Below are 16,105 nucleotides of genomic sequence, written 5' to 3'. Positions count from 1 at the left end.
GGCCTCAGCCTCGGTCCCGGAACCGGTTGGTGATCGGGTAGCGCCGGTCGCGGCCGAAATTCTTCCGGGTGATCTTCACGCCGGGGGCCGACTGGCGGCGCTTGTATTCGGCGATGTAGAGCAGGTGCTCGACCCGGTGCACGGTCGCCGCATCGTGGCCGCGCGCGACGATCTCCTCCGTGCTCATCTCCTTCTCGACGAGGCATTCGAGGATGTCGTCGAGCACCGGATAGGGCGGCAGGGAATCCTGGTCGGTCTGGTTGGGGCGAAGCTCCGCGGACGGCGCCTTGTCGATGATGTTTCTCGGGATGACCTCGCCGGAAGGGCCGAGCGCGCCCGGCGGCACATGTTCGTTGCGCCAGCGCGACAGCGCGTAGACCTGCATCTTGTAGAGGTCCTTGATCGGGTTGAAGCCGCCGTTCATGTCGCCGTAGAGCGTGGCGTAGCCGACCGACATTTCCGACTTGTTGCCGGTGGTGACGACCATCGAGCCGAACTTGTTGGAGATGGCCATGAGGATCGTGCCGCGCGCGCGGCTCTGGAGGTTCTCCTCCGTGATGCCCTCCTCGGTCCCCTCGAAAAGCTCGGAGAGCGAGGAAAGGAAGCCGGCCACCGGCGCCTCGATCGGCACGACGTCGTAGCGGCAGCCGAGCGCCCTGGCGCAATCGGCCGCGTCCTTCAGCGAATCCCCGGACGTGTAGCGGTAGGGCAGCATCACGCAGCGCACCCGCTCCTCGCCGAGCGCATCGACGGCGATGGCGGCGCAGATCGCCGAGTCGATGCCGCCGGAAAGGCCGAGCACCACGTTCTTGAAGCCGTTCTTGTTGACGTAGTCGCGGAAGCCGAGGAGGCAGGCGCGGTAGTCCGCCTCCTCGCGCTCGGGAATGCGCGACATCGGCCCGCCGTCGCAGACCCAGCCCTCGCCCGCCCTCTTCCAGGTGGTGAGCGCGACCGTCTCCTCGAACTGGCTCATCTGGAAGGCGAGCGTCTTGTCCGCGTTGAAGGCGAAGCTCGCCCCGTCGAAGACGAGCTCGTCCTGGCCGCCGAGCTGGTTGGCGTAGAGGAGCGGCAGGCCGGTCTCGATGACCTGTTTCAGCACCACCTGATGGCGCACGTCCACCTTGCCGCGATAATAGGGGGACCCGTTCGGCGAGATGAGGATTTCCGCGCCGCTCTCGGCCAGCGTCTCGCAGACGCCGAGCTCGCCCCAGATGTCCTCGCAGATCGGAATGCCGAGCCGCACGCCGCGGAAATTGACCGGGCCGGGCATGGCGCCCTGGTCGAAGACGCGCTTCTCGTCGAACTCGCCGTAGTTCGGCAGGTCCACCTTGTCGCGGATCGCGCTCACCTTGCCGCCGTCGAGCACGGCGACGGCGTTGTAGCGCCCCGTCTCGTCCTGCCGCGGAAAGCCGACGACGACGCCCGGCCCGCCATCGGCGGTGTCGGCGGCAAGATCGTCGATCGCGCGGCGGCAGGCCTTCAGGAAGGCGGGCTTGAGCACGAGGTCCTCCGGCGGATAGCCGGAAATGAAGAGCTCCGTCAGAAGCAGCAGGTCGGCGCCCTGACGAGCGGCGTCCTCGCGGGCGGCGCGCGCCCTGGCGAGGTTGCCGGCCACGTCGCCGACGGTCGGGTTCAATTGCGCGACGGCGATGCGCAGCGTCGCCTTTTCAGTGTCGGAAGTCATGTCTGCGGGCCCGTCTCCTGCTCGTGTCCGCCGTTTCCCCGTGCAAAGCGGCAGGAAACTGCGGACGGTCGATACGCTCTTTAGAGCATGCCGGACGCTTTGGGAATGAAGAGCGGGGCAATTGCCTGCGCTTTCGGCAAAAACGCTCGTTTTTCAGCGGGTTCCGCACACCATTGCGACAATGCAACAGGAGGAACCAAAGGACGGGAAGAACGTTGCGGGAAACGTTCATCTCCTGTTCAAGATGACAGCCGTATGACAGATACACGAAAGTTTTATGAAGTTTGGAGACGGCCTTGGCCTTGTTCACTCCCGCAGCCGTGGCGATCGAAGCCACCGAAGGACTTGCCGTCGAGACAGGCTTCCTCGCCCGCCACGCCAAGACGTTCGCCGTTCTGCGCTCGCTCGCCGTCTCCGGCCTTCTTGCCCTTGCCACCGTCGCCGTCATCGAGCTCATCACGCGCGGCTCGCTCCAGCAGACCTATGCCTACCTGACCAATCTCCAGCAGCCCGGCTGGACCACCACGGGCCTGTTCTTCCTGGTCTATCTCGCCATCGACGCGCTGATCGGCCGGCAGCACAAGGCCGTCCTGCTCGTCTCGCCGCTCGTCATGCTGATGGGCGTCATCTCGCAGCAGAAGCAGGTTTTCCTCACCGACCCGCTCTATCCGACCGACCTGCTCTTCGGCCGCCAGATCCTGGAGCTGATGCCGGTGCTGGTGCAGGACCGGCCGTGGACGGCCGCAGGCCTCGCGCTCGCCGTCGTCGCCGCCGTCGTCGGCCTCGTCGGCCTCTGGATCTTCGCCTGGCGCCGCTTCCGGCCGCTGACGAAGAGGGAACGCCTGACGCGGCTCGCCGTCGCCCTGCCGCTCATCGCCGGCTTCGTCTCCATCATGGACTACAACGAGTTCTCCTGGATCCGCGACCGGCTCAAGGTCTTCCCGATCATGTGGGACCAGGCGGAGAACTACCGCCACAACGGCTTCGTCATGGCGTTTGCCATCAACCTGCCGATGGCCAACGTGCAGGCGCCGGCCGGCTACATGATCGACGCCATCGACAAGATCCCGTCCAAGCCCATGCCGGCCGGCACGACGCACCGCTCCAAGCCCGACGTCATCGTCGTCATGAGCGAGTCGCTGTGGGATCCGACGCGCATCCAGAGCGTGAAGCTGTCGCCCGACCCGATGCCCGTCATCCGCAAGAACCAAAGCGGCAACGTCTTCTCGCCAGAATTCGGCGGCCTCACCGCCAATGTCGAGTTCGAGGCGCTGACCGGATTTTCCAACGCCTTCCTGCCGACGGGCAGCATTCCCTACCAGCAGTACGTGCGCAAGCCGATCCCCTCGCTCGCGACGTTCTTCCGGGCGGAAGGCTACACGGCACGCGCCATCCATCCGTTCTCCGGCTGGTTCTGGAACCGCAGGAGCGTCTACAAGGCCTTCGGCTTCGAGACCTTCAAGGACGTCGACAAGATGCCGCCGCTCGCAAAACGCGGCAACTTCACCTCGGACGAGGCGCTGACCAAGGAGATCATCCGCCAGGCGGACATGCAGGAGAACCCGTTCTTCTTCTTCACCGTCACGCTCCAGGGCCACGGCCCCTATGACGACGGCCGCTACGCCAAGACCGACGTCAAGGTCGACGGCAGCCTCGACGCCCGCGACACCCGCATGCTGGCGAGCTACGCCCAGGGCGTGAAGGAGGCCGACAAGAGCCTGAAGATGCTGATGGACTGGGCGAGGAAGCGCGACCGCGAGACGATCATCGTCGTCTTCGGCGACCACCTGCCGCCGCTCAACACGGTCTACAAGAACTCCGGCTACATGAAGGGCATCACTGCCTCGCGCAAGGGCACGCCCGAGCAGATGAAGAAGGAGCACGAGACCCCGCTCGTCATCTGGTCGAACAAGACCGGCGTCGAGAAGGAGGTCGGCACGATCAGCCCGGCGTTCCTGTCCTACCACATCCTCAAGGAGGCAGGCTACGAGCATCCCTACTACACCGGCTTCCTCGGCGCGGTGCACGACAAGCTGCGCGTCATCGACCGCTACATGCTGATCGACGCCAACGGTAAGGCGACGGCCGACTGGGCCCGCAAGAAGACGATCGACCCGCTGGTGCGCGATTTCCGCTTCCTGCAGCACGACATCATGTTCGGCAAGCAGTACGGCCTCGAACGCTTCTTTGATTCCCATGCCGAGCTGATGGCCGCGGGCTTCTGACACCACAACCGGACGCAACCGCGGATAGGCGCAAACCCGCCTAAATCAATCTATAGGAGAAATTAAGACTCCGGGTGCACGATAAAGGTGCATCCTTTTTGGATGCGGGAACGCCTTGTCCTCAGACGATCCGAAGAGGAGATGTCATGCACGCCCTCACCCGCCTGTCGAAGGACCGCGCCGGCACGTCGGCGCTGGAATTCGCGATCATCGCGCCGCTGTTCTTCCTCGCGCTCTTCACCCTCATCGCCTACGGCATCTATCTTTCCGTCACCCATTCGGTGCAGCAGATTGCCGCCGACGCGGCCCGCACGGCGGTCGCCGGCCTCAACCCGGCCGAGCGCGTCACGCTCGTCAACCGCTACCTCCACGCCTCGCGCCTCGACTATTCCTTCATCAACCGGGCGAAGATGCAGGTCGTCGTCACCGACGATCCCGGCAATCCCGAGCAGTTCACCGTGACGGTCTCCTACGATTCCAGCGACCTGCCGATCTGGAAGCTCTTCACCTTCGCGCTGCCGCACGAGAAGATCGAGCGCTACGCGACGGTGCGCGTGGGAGGGCTGTGACATGAAGCGCCCCGGCCTCCTCGCCGACCGTTCCGGCAATATCGGCACGCTCGCCGCCCTCAGCCTGCCGCTGATGGTCTTCTCCCTCGCCCTCGGCGTCGACTACGGCTACCTAACCGTGCAGCAGCGCCAGTTGCAGGCCGCCGCCGACCTTGCCGCCATCGCCGCCGCATCCGACATCGCCGAGGCGGAAAAGGCGGCGGCCGCCTATTTCGCGCTCAACAACCTTCCCGTCGCCGTCACCGGCGGGAACGGCGTGACGATACCGGCGTCCGCCTCGCTGCACCTCAACGCCGCCACCGCAAGCGTCGAGCGCGGCCGCTACGTCGCCGATCCGCACATCGCGCCCGAGGAGCGCTTCAGGCCGGCGGGCGCCGACGCCGACGCCGCCCGCGTGACCCTCTCGCGCCCCGCCGACCTCTTTCTCGCCGCGATGTTCATGCCGAAACCGCCGCACCTTTCCGCGACGGGCTCCGCCTCCCGCACGAAGCTCGCCGCCTTCTCCATCGGAACGCGGCTTGCGAGCCTCAACGACGGCGTCCTCAACGCGCTGCTCGGCAAGCTTCTCGGCACCAGCCTTTCGCTCAAGCTGATGGACTACGAGGCGCTGGCGGACGCCGACATCGCGATCCGGCCGTTCCTCGGGGCGGTCGCGACGGACCTGAACCTCACGGCGGCGACCTATGAAGAGGTGCTGGACGCCGACCTCACCATGCCGCAGGTCCTCGCCTCCATGCGCGCCGTCCAGGGCCTTTCCGGTCCCGTGCGCTCCGCCCTCCACGCGATCGAGAAGGCGACGGCCGGCTCCGCGGTGAAGCTGCCGCTCTCCCGCATCCTCAACCTCGATCCCAAGAAGGGCCTTGCCGTTGCGACGGGCGGCGACTGGCAGATGGCGGTCAATGCCTTGCAGATGGTCACGGCCGCGGCGGCGCTTGCCAACGGCGGGAACCAGGTGGCCCTCGACCTCGGCGCCGCCCTGCCCGGGCTCGCCTCCGTCAGCGTGCGCCTTGCGATCGGCGAGCCGCCGGCCGAAACGCCCGCCCACCGGCTCGGCGCGCCGGGCAGCGCCGTGCGCAGCACCCAGACGCGGCTTGCGGTGGAGATCGGCATCGACGGCCTCGCCGCGCTTGCCAACCTGAGGATAAAGCTGCCGCTCTATGTGGAGGTCGCCGCCTCCGAGGCGAAGCTTGCCGACATACGCTGCCTCGGCGGCGCGCCGGCCAACGCCAGCGTATCGATCGACGCCGTCCCCGGCGTCGCGGAAATCGCCGTCGGCAAGGTGGATCCCGCGGTGCTGTCCGACTTTTCCGACGAGCCGCGCGTGAAGAAGGCCCGCATCGTCGATTCGGCGCTCCTCAACATCGACGCGATCGCCCATGTCGAGGCCAAGAACCTCGGCAAGACCCGCCTCTCCTTCTCCCCGACGCAGATCGCCGCCCGCGAGACGAAAACCGTCTCGACGCGCGACACGCTGACCTCGGCGACGAAGAGCCTCCTGGAGAAGCTCGACCTCGACATCCAGATCCTCTTCCTCACCCTCGGCACGCCGAAGGCGATCACCGCCGCGCTCGCCTCGACGCTCGGCACGGTGACGCCCGCCATAGATGAGCTGCTCTACAACCTGCTGCTTGCCGTCGGCGTAAAGGTCGGCGAGGCGGACATCCGCGTGACCGGCGTGGCCTGCCAGCGCCCCGCCCTCGTCCAGTAGGGCCGCTCACCGGTTCTGGGCGTATTGCGGCAGGCCGTCGTCGATCTCGTAGTAATCGCCTTTGTCGGCGCAGTAGATGTGCACGCCGATCTTCAGCCCCGTCGGCAGGTCGAAGGTTCCGGCCATCACCGAGGTATAGTCCGAGCCGTCGCCCTTCCAGAACAGCGCGGAGCCGCAGATGCGGCAGAAGCCGCGGCTCGCCGTGTCGCTCGCCCTGTACCAGGTGACGTTCTCGCCGCCCTCCACCGTCAGCCCCACGTCCTTCACGTTGGTCGCGGCATAGTGATGGCCCGTCTGCCGCCGGCACTGGCTACAATGACAGGCGATGACCTCGCGCAGGGGCCCGACGGTGCGGAAGCGCACCGCGCCGCACAGGCAATGCCCCGTATGTTCCTCGCTCATTCTTCCTCCCGGACGAAACCGGGCCAGCTTTGCGAGCCGGCCCGGTCCTGTCAAATTCACGTTTCTGAATGCTTGCATCAGCCCCGCTAATCTACGGAACCGAAGCGTGAACGGAAGGCGATCAGCCGTTCACCACCATGCGCTTCTCGTCGCGGCCGCCCTTCATGCGCTCGGCGAGAAGGAAGGCGAGCTCGAGCGCCTGGTCGGCATTGAGGCGCGGGTCGCAATGGGTGTGGTAGCGGTCGGCGAGGTCGTCGCCCGACAGCGCCCGCGCGCCGCCCGTGCATTCCGTCACGTCGTTGCCGGTCATCTCGATATGGATGCCGCCCGGATGCGTGCCTTCGGCGCGGTGGATCTGGAAGAAGCTCTCCACTTCCGACAGGATCCGCTCGAACGGGCGGGTCTTGTAGTTGTTGAGCGTGATCGTATTGCCGTGCATCGGATCGCAGGACCACACGACCTTCTTGCCCTCCCGCTCGACGGCGCGGATAAGGCGCGGCAGGTTCTCGGCGACCTTGTCGTGGCCGAAGCGGCAGATCAGCGTCAGGCGGCCCGCCTCGTTGGCCGGGTTGAGCAGGTCGATCAGTTCGAGGAGGCCGTCGCTGGTCAGCGACGGGCCGCACTTGAGGCCGATCGGGTTCTTGATGCCGCGGCAATATTCAATATGCGCATGGTCTGGCTGGCGCGTGCGGTCGCCGATCCAGATCATGTGGCCGGAGGTCGCGTACCAGTCGCCCGAGGTCGAATCGACGCGGGTCAGCGCCTGCTCGTAACCGAGCAGCAGCGCCTCGTGGCTGGTGAAGAAATCCGTCTCGCGCAGGCTCGGATGGTTCTCCGAGGTGATGCCGATGGCCTTCATGAAGTCCATCGTCTCGGAAATCCGGTCGGCGAGCTTGCGGTAGCGCTCGGCCTGCGGCGAATCCTTGACGAAGCCGAGCATCCACTGGTGCACGTTGTCGAGATTGGCATAGCCGCCCATGGCGAAGGCGCGCAGCAGGTTCAGCGTGGCGGCGGACTGGCGGTAGGCCATGATCTGGCGTTCCGGGTTCGGAATGCGGGCCTCTTCCGTGAACTCGATGCCGTTGATGATGTCGCCGCGGTAGGAGGGCAGCGTCACGTCGCCCTGCTTCTCGATGCCCGAGGAGCGCGGCTTGGCGAACTGGCCGGCGATGCGCCCGACCTTCACCACGGGCTGCTGCGCGCCGAACGTCAGCACGACGGCCATCTGGAGGAAGGCGCGGAAGAAGTCGCGGATCGTATCGGCACCGTGCTCGGCGAAGCTCTCGGCGCAATCGCCGCCCTGCAGCAGGAAACCCTTGCCCTCGGCGACGTTCGCAAGCGCCGATTTCAGGCGCCGCGCCTCACCGGCGAAGACGAGCGGCGGAAACTTCGCGAGGCGCTCTTCGGTCGCCGCCAATGCGGCGAGATCGGGGTAATCCGGAACCTGCTGGATGGGCTTTTCCCGCCAGCTGCTCGGCGTCCAATTCTGTGCCATGATACTCACCTGTCCTGGAAAGCGCCCGCAAGAGCGGCGGACGCCCCTTCGTTTGAAGATGCGGGCTTATAAACCGTTAGATGGTTCTTGCATAGCCGCAGTTCCAGCGACGGCGACGCATTTGCGGCGGCCCGCCGCCGCCGAAAAATCCGCCCGGCCGGCGGCATCGGGCCGCAAGCCGTGCGAAGCCGCGTCATGCGCGGGCATCCGGTCGGAAAAGTCCGTTCCGGAAGGCGCCGGGCCCCGCATGCGGCGCCCGCCCAGCAGCCGGCAGAGCAGGCCGGCTGCCCATTGCAGGCCCCCCCACTCCTCCCGTTCCAGGGGATCGGCAAGCGGGCCCGCCTCGCGCCGGCCGCCCGCCGCGCGCATGTTCTCGAAGGCGATCATCCATTCCGGGCTCATGGCAAAGCTCCTGATCTTTCGGTGTCTGCCATGACGTAGCGAGCGCGGCCCTGCGATCGTAGATGCGAAAATGAAACGCCCGTTTCACCGGTGAGCGATACCGGCCGGCCGGTTTTGCGTTAAACAGGGGAGCAAGAACGAGGAGCCGGCGATGTCCGAAGTCGATTGGAGCGACCTGCAGCTTTTCTTCCACGTGGCCTCGGAGGGCGGGCTTGCCGGCGCCTCGGCCATGACGGGCATCAGCGCGCCCACGATCGGCCGCCGCATGCTGGCGCTGGAGCGGGCCATGGGGCGCACGCTCTTCATCCGCAGCCAGCAGGGCTACCGCCTCGCTCCGGACGGCATGGTGCTGTTCGAGCACGTGCAGACCATCCGCCGCACGACGGCCGACATCACCCGCTGGCACGGCGATGCCTTCGCGCTTCCCATCGTCTCGATCGCCGGCGACATCTGGCTGAGCGGCTTCATCGCCGAGAACGTCGGCACGTTGCGCGGCCCGGACGACAGCTTCCGCCTGTGCTGCAAGCGGCTGCCGCCCGGCGAGGACCTGACCTACCGGCACGGCATGATCGCGCTCTTCGACAGCGCCCCCCGGATCGGCAACGTCGCGGTCCGCAAATCCGTTGACGTCGCCTATGCGGTCTACCGGGCCGCCGGCGCGGCCTCGAAAGATGACCTGCCCTGGGTGTCGATCGGCACGGAGGTCGCGGCGTCCGATGCGGAACGCTGGGTGTTCCGCAACCACGAGCAGCAGATCCACACCTGGACGAACGCTCCCGACGTGCTCGCCCGGCTGATCGCAGGCGGGGCCGGGCGCGGCGCGCTGCCGGCCTTCGTCGGGGACGCCCTGCCGTCCCTCGTGCGCGAAGGCGAGCCGATCGGGGAGCTTGCCCATCCCCTGTGGCTTGCCGTCAACGACGACGACCGCCACCGGCCGGAAATGCGCCTCGTGATCGATCGCCTCTCGGCGCTTTTCAAGCGCAACGAGGATCGTTTCGCCGGACGCCTGCCGGCCGGAAATGGAGTGCCGGCTAGATCCGCTGCCCGTTCCTGACGCGGTAGCTCGGCTGGTACATGGTCACCAGCTCCTCCGCCGCCGTCGGATGGACCGCCATGGTGCGGTCGAAGTCGTCCTTGCCGACGCCCGCCTTCAGCGAGATGCCGAGAAGCTGCGCCATCTCGCCGGCCTCGTGGCCGAGGATGTGCGCGCCGAGCACCTTGCGGTCCGTCGCGTTGACGACGAGCTTCATGATGGTCTTCTCCTGCCGGCCGGAAAGCGTCGCCTTCATCGGGCGGAATTCGGCGCGGTAGATTTCGAGATCGTCGAATTCCTTCGCGGCCTCCTCCTCGCTCATGCCGACCGTGCCGATTTCCGGCTGCGAGAAGACGGCGGTGGCGATGAGGTCGTGGTCGGGCGAGACCGGATTGCCGCGGAACTCCGTCTCGATGAAGCACATGGCCTCGTGGATCGCGACGGGGGTGAGCTGCACGCGGTCGGTCACGTCGCCGAGCGCGAAGATGCCGGCCACGTTGGTGCGCGAATAGGCGTCGACGACGATGGCGCCCTTCTCGTTCGTCTTGACGCCCGCCGTCTCCAGCCCGAGGCTGCCCGTGTTCGGCACGCGGCCGAGCGCCAGCATCACCTGGTCGAAGGTGAGCGTCTCGCCCGCCTTCGTCGTCACGGACCGGCGCCCGTCCTCCGCCTCCGCGACCTTCGTGATGATGTCCTCGCAGATGACGCGGATGCCCTTGGCGATCATGGCGGACTGCACGCCCTGGCGCATGTCCTGGTCGAATCGCGACAGGATCTGCCTGCCGCGATAGATCAGCGTCGTCTTGACGCCGAGGCCGTGGAAGATGTTGGCGAACTCGACGGCGATGTAGCCGCCGCCGGCGATCAGGATGGATTTCGGCAGCTCCGGCAGGTCAAAGGCCTCGTTCGAGGTGATGCAGAGCTCGTGGCCGGGCAGGTCGAAATGCGGCGTCGGATGGCCGCCGACGGCGATGAGGATGCGCTCGGCCGTCACCAGCTCGTCCGTCGCAGTGAGGCGGATGGTGTTCGGCCCCACGAGCACGGCGCGTGTCGCAAGAATGGTCGCGCCGGCGTTCTCCAGCCCCTTGCGGTAAAGGCCTTCGAGGCGTGTGATCTCCTTCTCCTTGGCGGCGACGAGCGCCTGCCAGTCGAAGCGCGTTTCCCCGACCTTCCAGCCGAAGCCCGCCGCGTCCTCGAAATGCTCGTGGAACTGCGAGGCATAGACGTAGAGCTTCTTCGGCACGCAGCCGCGGATCACGCAGGTGCCGCCGAAACGGAACTCCTCGGCGATCGCCACCTTCTTGCCCATGGCGGCGGCAAGGCGCGCGCTGCGCACGCCGCCGGATCCCCCGCCGATGACGAAGAGGTCGTAGTCGAATGCCGTCATGTCGAGATCTCCTGCGGGCAAGCTGGCCGGTCGGCCGTCGGGGGACCCGCCGGACGAATCCGCGCGAGGCTTTCCACATATAGGAACAGCGCAGGAAAAAGGGAAAGGCCCCGTCGCGACGGCCTGCAAGGTCCGCCTCGGCGCAGGCATGAAAAAGGCGGCCGGGGCCGCCTTCCGCGTTACTGTTGCTGCGCTTCACCGCCGTCGCCGGCCGGCGGCGTGCCGATTATCGCGTCGAGCTTCTTGCCGCTTTCGGTGCGCAGGTCGCGGTCGATGCCCGCGGCCCAGATCTCGGCGGCCTTCATGACTTCGCGCGTGGCGATCGGGCCGTCTGCCAGGAGCTTCTTGCCGACCGGGGAATTGTAGAAGTCGGCGATCGCCTTCAGCTCTTCCTGCGTGAAGGTCTTGGCGTAGATGGTCGCGGCTTCCCTCTCGAGATCGGCGCGGCGCGGCGCGAGCGCGAGCGCCTGTTCGTCAACGACGGCGTTGATTTCCGCCTCGTGATTCGGCGAAGCCTGGACGAACGTGGACTTCACGCGGTTGGCAAGGCCGGGCAGGATGTTGTCGAAGTTGGTCGTCGCGCCGATGGCGTCGATGGCCGAACGCGCGGTCTTGATCTGCTCGTCCGTGACGTCCTGCGCCTTGGCGGCGCCGGCAAGGCCTGCCGAAACGATGAGGGTCGCCGCGAGGGTCCGGCCGAAACCAGCAAATTTGATCATATCGGTCTGTGCTCCTGTCTATTCTTTCGCCGTCAGCGTGCGCGCACCGGCGGGTCCCGCGATGATGGCAAGCGACGCCATATTGATGAAGAGGCCGTGTTCGACGACGCCCGGTATGTCATTGAGACTGCTTGCGAGCGCATCTGCATCAGGAATGCGGCCAAAAGATGCGTCGAGGATATAGTGCCCGCCGTCCGTCGTGAAGGTATCGCCCCCGGAGGTGCGCAGCGTGATCGCCCCGGAAAGGCCGAGGCGCGACGCCGTCTTCTCGATGGCGATGCGGGTCGCGACCAGCCCGAACGGGTTGACCTCGATGGGCAGCTTGAAGGCGCCGAGCGTCTCGACCACCTTGCTCTCGTCGGCGATGACGATCATGCGCTGCGAGGCGCTGGCGACGATCTTCTCGCGCAGCAGCGCGCCGCCGCCGCCCTTGATGAGGCGCAGCCTGCCGTCCACCTCGTCGGCGCCGTCGATGGCAAGGTCCAGTTCCGGCAGTTCGTCGAGCGACTTCAGCGGCACGCCAAGCTCGAGGCAAAGCCGCGCCGTGCGCTCGGAGGTGGGCACGCCCTCGACCTTGAGGCCGCCGGCCACCTTTTCGGCCAGAAGCCGCACGAACTCCTCCGCGGTCGATCCGGTGCCGATGCCGAGGCGCATGCCGTCTTCCACGTGGGCGAGCGCTGCCTCTGCGGCCTTGATCTTCATTTCCCGGGCGTCCATGCCCTCAAGCTCCCTGAACAGATACCAGCCGTCGCACGCGAAGCGGCCGCAATTCCGGTGAGACACTTACACGCCCTGAATGGCAAACGAAAGCCAAAATCGCCGGCCTCCTGCGGCACAGAAGCGGATTGCAAATGCCCGCGCCATCGCATACCGGAGAAGTCCCTCCCCTCTGCCCGCAAGGTTTTCCCATGTCCGCTCCACTCGTTGTCTTCGATCTCGACGGTACGCTCATCGATACGGCGCACGACCTCGTGGCGAGCCTCAACCACACGATCGGCCTAGAGGGCCTGGAGCCGGTGGGATACGGCGACCTCACCTACCTCGTCGGCCATGGCGGCCAGGTGATGATCAAGCGCGCCTTCGCGCTGCGCGGCCGCGAGATTTCCGACGGCGACCTCCAGCGCATGCTCGCCATCTTCGTCGAGCACTATTCCAACGCCATGCCGGGCGTCTCGGTGCCCTATCCGGGCCTCGCCGACGCGATGGACCGCCTCGACGGCGCCGGCTACCGCCTCGCCGTCTGCACGAACAAGCTGGAGGGCCTTGCCCGCCGCCTCATCGAGGGCCTGGGCCTCTCCGCCCGCTTCGCGGCGATCACCGGCGGAGACACCTTCCCCGTCCGCAAGCCGGATGCCGAGCACCTGCTCGGCACCGTCCGCCTCGCCGGCGCCGACCCCAGGCGCACGGTGATGATCGGCGACAGCCTCAACGACATGCTCGTCGCCCGCAATGCCGGCGTTCCCTCCATCGGCGTACCCTTCGGCTATTCCGACGTGCCGGTCGCCGATCTTGAACCGGACCACGTCATCGCCCATTTCGACGAGCTGACGCCCGGCCTCGTCGAGCGCCTCATCGCCCCCCGACCTTCGATGGAGTGATCTTGGACTGGATTGAAACGCTGCTCGACATCCGGTCCGGATGGACCCCGGCGCATCAGGGCGAATCCGGCGATCGCGTCTTCCGCAGCGCGGATGCGAGGCGCTACGCCAAGCTCGCGGCGGGCCCGCGCGCGGCCGAGCTTGCCGGCGAACGGGACCGGCTCGGCTGGCTCGCGGGCAAGGGCATCGCCTGCCCCGAGCCAGAGGATTGGCGGGAGAACGAGCACGGCGCCTGCCTCGTGATGAGCGCGGTGCCCGGCGTTCCGGCGGCGACGCCTTCCGGCGCGAGCCTCTTGGAGGCCTGGCCGTCCATGGTGGAGCAGCTTGCGGCCATCCACGCCCTTCCGGCCGGCGATTGCCCCTTCGGCAAAAGCCTTTCCGACATGTTCGCCCGCGCCGCCGGTGTCGTGGCGCGCGACGCCGTCAATTCGGATTTCCTGCCGGACGAGGACAAGGACGTACCCGCCCGGGATTTGCTGGCGCGCGTGGAAGCGGAGCTGCCCCTGCGGCTTTCCCAGGAGGCGCAGGACCGCGTCGTGTGCCACGGCGATCCCTGCATGCCGAATTTCATGGTGGACCCGGCAACGCTCCGCTGCACGGGCGTCATCGACCTCGGCCGCCTCGGCACGGCGGATCGCCATGCCGATCTCGCGCTCATGCTCGCCAATGCCGGGGAAAGCTGGAACACGCCGCAAGAGGCCGGACGCGCCTTCGACATCCTCTTCTCGGTCTTGCGAATCGAGGCGCCCGACAGGGAGCGCCTCGCCTTCTATCTCAGGCTCGACCCGCTGACTTGGGGCTGAGGGCTCAGCCCTGCGCCTGCCGCACCGTGCGCGTGGCGGCGAAGGCCTTGCGCATGTAGTCGTCGCGGCCATAGACGTCGTCGAAATATTCGACCGTGCCGTCCTTGTTCGGCCAGGCGGTGAAGTAGGCGATGTAGATCGGGATGTCCGCCTTGACGCTCAGCGCCTTGTTGCGGCCGGCGGCGATCTCCCTGCCGACCTCCTCCTCCGTCACGCCGAGCACGGCGGCGGCCATCTTGCGCGGCTCGGCAAGGCGCACGCAGCCGTGGCTCAGCGCCCGCATGTCCTTCTTGAAGAAGCTCTTCGAGGGCGTGTCGTGCATGTAGATGGCATGGCTGTTCGGGAAGAGGATCTTCAGCTCGCCCAGCGCATTGTCGCCGCTCGGCGGCTGGCGCACCGAAACGCCTGCGGTCGAACCGTGCCAGTTGACCGAGGAGGACGGCACGGCGCGGCCGCCCACGGCCACCTCGTAGCCCATGCGGTCGAGGTAGGACGGGTCGCTGCGAAGCTTCGGCAGCATCTCGTTGATGATGATCGACTGCGGTACCCCCCAGTACGGATTGACCTCGACGGTCTGCACCCGGTCCTGGAAGAAATAGGTCTGGTTCGACTTCGAGCCGACCACCGTGCGCATCGAGAATTTCTCCGCGCCGTTCTCGTGGTAGTAGACCATGTAGGCCGGCTGGTTGATGAAGACGTGGCGTGCGCCGAGGTCGGCCGGCAGCCAGCGCGCCTGCTCCAGCGCCACCTCGACCTTGGCGATCTTGTCGGCGATCGAATCGCCGCCGGTGAGCTTGCGGATCGAGGCCTTGCCGACGACGCCGTCCGGCTTCAGCCCGTTTTCCTTCTGGAAGGCTTCGACGAGGGCGACCAGTTCGGGCGTGTATTCCGGCGTGCCGTGATAGGTGGCGATCGTCACCGAATGATCGGTCTTCAGCGCGTCGGAGCCGTGCTTGACGATGCCCTTGACGATATTGGCGAGCTCCGGGCTGCTCTGGCCGGGCTTCAGCAGCGTGCCTTCCGCGATTTCGACGCGGTCCTCGCTGTCCTTCTCGGCCTTGAGCCTGGCGAGCTCGGCCTTGAGCGCGAGGAAGTCGGCGCTCGCCGGAGAGCGGCTTTCCAGATAGGCCTTCACGTTGCCGCTGAGCGCGACGTTCCTGAGCGCGGCGACGAGGTTGACGTCCTTGCGCTTGAAATCGTGGTAGCCGGAAATGCGGTTGGGATCGATCCGGCCGCGCACCGCATCCTGCACATAGGTCGCGACGGCGGCGGACAGGGCGATCTCGAAGGTGGCAAGCTCCTGGTAGCGCTTGCTCATATCGGCGCCGTCGAAGCTCTCCGGCGGAATTTTCACCGCGTAGTCCCAGGGATCGAGGCCGACGGCCGCGGCATCGGCCAAAACGGCGATCGCCGTCTTCGCCTTCTCGGTGATGCCCGTGCCGTCGACCCAGACGAACCTCTTCTGCGTGCCGTAGAAGGTCTCGACCGCCTTTGCGGCATCGGGGGTCGCCCGCACGTTCACCGCCGAGAAGGCGGCGCGGATCCCGGCGTCGCCGGCCGGCGCGAGGTCGGCCGAGATCGAGCTGGTCACGACCGGATCGGCAAGCTTGTCGACGGCAACGCGCTTCAGGGCGTCGGCCTTGTAGGTGTAGTAGCGCGGGCCGGTGACGCGCGGCAGGGGCTTTGCCTCTCGCTTCGCCTCGCCTCCCGGCAGCATGACGCCGGGAAGGCCCTCGCGCGCCGGTTCCCTCTTCTTGCCGCCGCGGATGATGTCCATCAGCGTCAGGGCGTTTGCGGGCGCGGCGTTGAACGTGATGGTGGCGCAGGAGAACGCCAGCGCGGCGGCCAGCACGGCAGTCTTTGTCAGCTTCATATGTATTCCATTCCCCGTATGAACCGCACATCGCGGTCTTCTGGCGACGCCCGAACCAGCAGGCCGGTAAGTTATAGGAAAGGATGGTGAATGAAAAGGAAACGCCCGTTTCCGCCAGCCCTGCCGAACCTCACGAAGCCGTCATTCCGGAGCCTGGAAATGAGGACGAACGACACGGCGTAAAAATTTGAATCGACGCGGATTTTT

The 16,105-nt window shown here is 66.7% G+C and carries 14 protein-coding genes; 6 read left to right on the top strand and 8 right to left on the bottom strand.

Annotation, left to right across the window (positions count from 1 at the left end):
* Positions 1-4: 4 nt before the first annotated feature.
* The gene (locus tag ACIIOY_RS16475; RefSeq protein ID WP_411035764.1) at positions 5-1,684 is read right to left on the bottom strand and encodes an NAD+ synthase; all 1,680 of its coding nucleotides are present in this window, start codon (positions 1,682-1,684) and stop codon (positions 5-7) included.
* A 302-nt stretch (positions 1,685-1,986) separates the two neighbouring features.
* On the opposite strand from ACIIOY_RS16475, the gene ACIIOY_RS16470 reads away from it, so the two are divergent.
* The 3 genes from ACIIOY_RS16470 to ACIIOY_RS16460 all read left to right on the top strand — a co-directional run bounded on the left by ACIIOY_RS16470 (position 1,987) and on the right by ACIIOY_RS16460 (position 6,186).
* Positions 1,987-3,909 carry an LTA synthase family protein gene (locus ACIIOY_RS16470; protein WP_411035872.1) on the top strand — a complete coding sequence of 641 codons (1,923 nt, stop codon included), beginning with the start codon at positions 1,987-1,989 and terminating at the stop codon, positions 3,907-3,909.
* A gap of 146 nt (positions 3,910-4,055) precedes the next feature.
* Positions 4,056-4,478 (top strand): TadE/TadG family type IV pilus assembly protein, encoded by a 423-nt coding sequence (locus ACIIOY_RS16465; protein ID WP_411035763.1) that lies wholly within the window; start codon positions 4,056-4,058, stop codon positions 4,476-4,478.
* A 1-nt stretch (position 4,479) separates the two neighbouring features.
* Positions 4,480-6,186, top strand: a complete 1,707-nt coding sequence (locus ACIIOY_RS16460; protein WP_411035762.1) for a pilus assembly protein TadG-related protein — start codon at positions 4,480-4,482, stop codon at positions 6,184-6,186.
* Positions 6,187-6,192: 6 nt separating this feature from the next.
* On the opposite strand, the gene ACIIOY_RS16455 is transcribed toward ACIIOY_RS16460, so the two are convergent.
* The 3 genes from ACIIOY_RS16455 to ACIIOY_RS16445 form a co-directional block, all read right to left on the bottom strand.
* Positions 6,193-6,588: a GFA family protein gene (locus ACIIOY_RS16455; RefSeq protein WP_411035761.1), complete on the bottom strand. Its 396-nt coding sequence runs from the start codon at positions 6,586-6,588 to the stop codon at positions 6,193-6,195.
* A gap of 121 nt (positions 6,589-6,709) precedes the next feature.
* Entirely contained in the window at positions 6,710-8,083 is a 1,374-nt protein-coding gene (locus ACIIOY_RS16450; protein WP_411035760.1) for a class II 3-deoxy-7-phosphoheptulonate synthase, read from the bottom strand.
* A gap of 66 nt (positions 8,084-8,149) precedes the next feature.
* Positions 8,150-8,485 (bottom strand): hypothetical protein, encoded by a 336-nt coding sequence (locus ACIIOY_RS16445; RefSeq protein ID WP_411035759.1) that lies wholly within the window; start codon positions 8,483-8,485, stop codon positions 8,150-8,152.
* Positions 8,486-8,636: 151 nt separating this feature from the next.
* On the opposite strand from ACIIOY_RS16445, the gene ACIIOY_RS16440 reads away from it, so the two are divergent.
* Positions 8,637-9,539 carry a LysR family transcriptional regulator gene (locus tag ACIIOY_RS16440; RefSeq protein WP_411035758.1) on the top strand — a complete coding sequence of 301 codons (903 nt, stop codon included), beginning with the start codon at positions 8,637-8,639 and terminating at the stop codon, positions 9,537-9,539.
* Here the strand turns inward: ACIIOY_RS16440 and gor are convergent.
* The 3 genes from gor to rpiA all read right to left on the bottom strand — a co-directional run bounded on the left by gor (position 9,517) and on the right by rpiA (position 12,341).
* Entirely contained in the window at positions 9,517-10,905 is a 1,389-nt protein-coding gene (gene gor, locus ACIIOY_RS16435) for a glutathione-disulfide reductase (RefSeq protein ID WP_411035757.1), read from the bottom strand. The two genes, ACIIOY_RS16440 and gor, sit on opposite strands and share 23 nt — an antisense overlap.
* 179 nt (positions 10,906-11,084) lie before the next feature.
* On the bottom strand, positions 11,085-11,624 hold the full coding sequence (locus ACIIOY_RS16430) for a DUF2059 domain-containing protein (protein WP_411035756.1): 540 nt from the start codon (positions 11,622-11,624) through the stop codon (positions 11,085-11,087).
* Positions 11,625-11,642: 18 nt separating this feature from the next.
* A complete protein-coding gene (gene rpiA / locus ACIIOY_RS16425; protein WP_411035755.1) occupies positions 11,643-12,341 on the bottom strand; it encodes a ribose-5-phosphate isomerase RpiA in 699 nt (232 codons plus the stop codon).
* Between the two features lie 191 nt (positions 12,342-12,532).
* On the opposite strand from rpiA, the gene ACIIOY_RS16420 reads away from it, so the two are divergent.
* On the top strand, positions 12,533-13,222 hold the full coding sequence (locus tag ACIIOY_RS16420) for an HAD family hydrolase (protein ID WP_411035754.1): 690 nt from the start codon (positions 12,533-12,535) through the stop codon (positions 13,220-13,222).
* Positions 13,223-13,224: 2 nt separating this feature from the next.
* Complete coding sequence (locus tag ACIIOY_RS16415) at positions 13,225-14,025, top strand: APH(3'') family aminoglycoside O-phosphotransferase (protein WP_411035753.1); 801 nt, start codon at positions 13,225-13,227, stop codon at positions 14,023-14,025.
* A gap of 4 nt (positions 14,026-14,029) precedes the next feature.
* Here ACIIOY_RS16415 and ACIIOY_RS16410 read toward each other — a convergent pair whose 3' ends face one another.
* The gene (locus ACIIOY_RS16410) at positions 14,030-15,898 is read right to left on the bottom strand and encodes a L,D-transpeptidase family protein (RefSeq protein WP_411035752.1); all 1,869 of its coding nucleotides are present in this window, start codon (positions 15,896-15,898) and stop codon (positions 14,030-14,032) included.
* Positions 15,899-16,105: the final 207 nt, after the last annotated feature.

The sequence above is a fragment of the Shinella agrisoli genome (assembly GCF_046557955.1).
In the GTDB taxonomy this organism is placed as follows: Bacteria; Pseudomonadota; Alphaproteobacteria; order Rhizobiales; family Rhizobiaceae; genus Shinella.
This window is presented reverse-complemented; position numbering and strand designations above follow the sequence as displayed.

Bases quoted from the DNA above. Each gene is read 5' to 3' on its own strand.
- ACIIOY_RS16475 (WP_411035764.1), bottom strand. From the start codon at position 1,684: ATGACTTCCGACACTGAAAAGGCGACGCTGCGCATCGCCGTCGCGCAA.
- ACIIOY_RS16465 (WP_411035763.1), top strand. From the start codon at position 4,056: ATGCACGCCCTCACCCGCCTGTCGAAGGACCGCGCCGGCACGTCGGCG.
- ACIIOY_RS16460 (WP_411035762.1), top strand. From the start codon at position 4,480: ATGAAGCGCCCCGGCCTCCTCGCCGACCGTTCCGGCAATATCGGCACG.
- ACIIOY_RS16455 (WP_411035761.1), bottom strand. From the start codon at position 6,588: ATGAGCGAGGAACATACGGGGCATTGCCTGTGCGGCGCGGTGCGCTTC.
- ACIIOY_RS16450 (WP_411035760.1), bottom strand. From the start codon at position 8,083: ATGGCACAGAATTGGACGCCGAGCAGCTGGCGGGAAAAGCCCATCCAG.
- ACIIOY_RS16445 (WP_411035759.1), bottom strand. From the start codon at position 8,485: ATGAGCCCGGAATGGATGATCGCCTTCGAGAACATGCGCGCGGCGGGC.
- ACIIOY_RS16440 (WP_411035758.1), top strand. From the start codon at position 8,637: ATGTCCGAAGTCGATTGGAGCGACCTGCAGCTTTTCTTCCACGTGGCC.
- gor (WP_411035757.1), bottom strand. From the start codon at position 10,905: ATGACGGCATTCGACTACGACCTCTTCGTCATCGGCGGGGGATCCGGC.
- ACIIOY_RS16430 (WP_411035756.1), bottom strand. From the start codon at position 11,624: ATGATCAAATTTGCTGGTTTCGGCCGGACCCTCGCGGCGACCCTCATC.
- rpiA (WP_411035755.1), bottom strand. From the start codon at position 12,341: ATGGACGCCCGGGAAATGAAGATCAAGGCCGCAGAGGCAGCGCTCGCC.
- ACIIOY_RS16420 (WP_411035754.1), top strand. From the start codon at position 12,533: ATGTCCGCTCCACTCGTTGTCTTCGATCTCGACGGTACGCTCATCGAT.
- ACIIOY_RS16410 (WP_411035752.1), bottom strand. From the start codon at position 15,898: ATGAAGCTGACAAAGACTGCCGTGCTGGCCGCCGCGCTGGCGTTCTCC.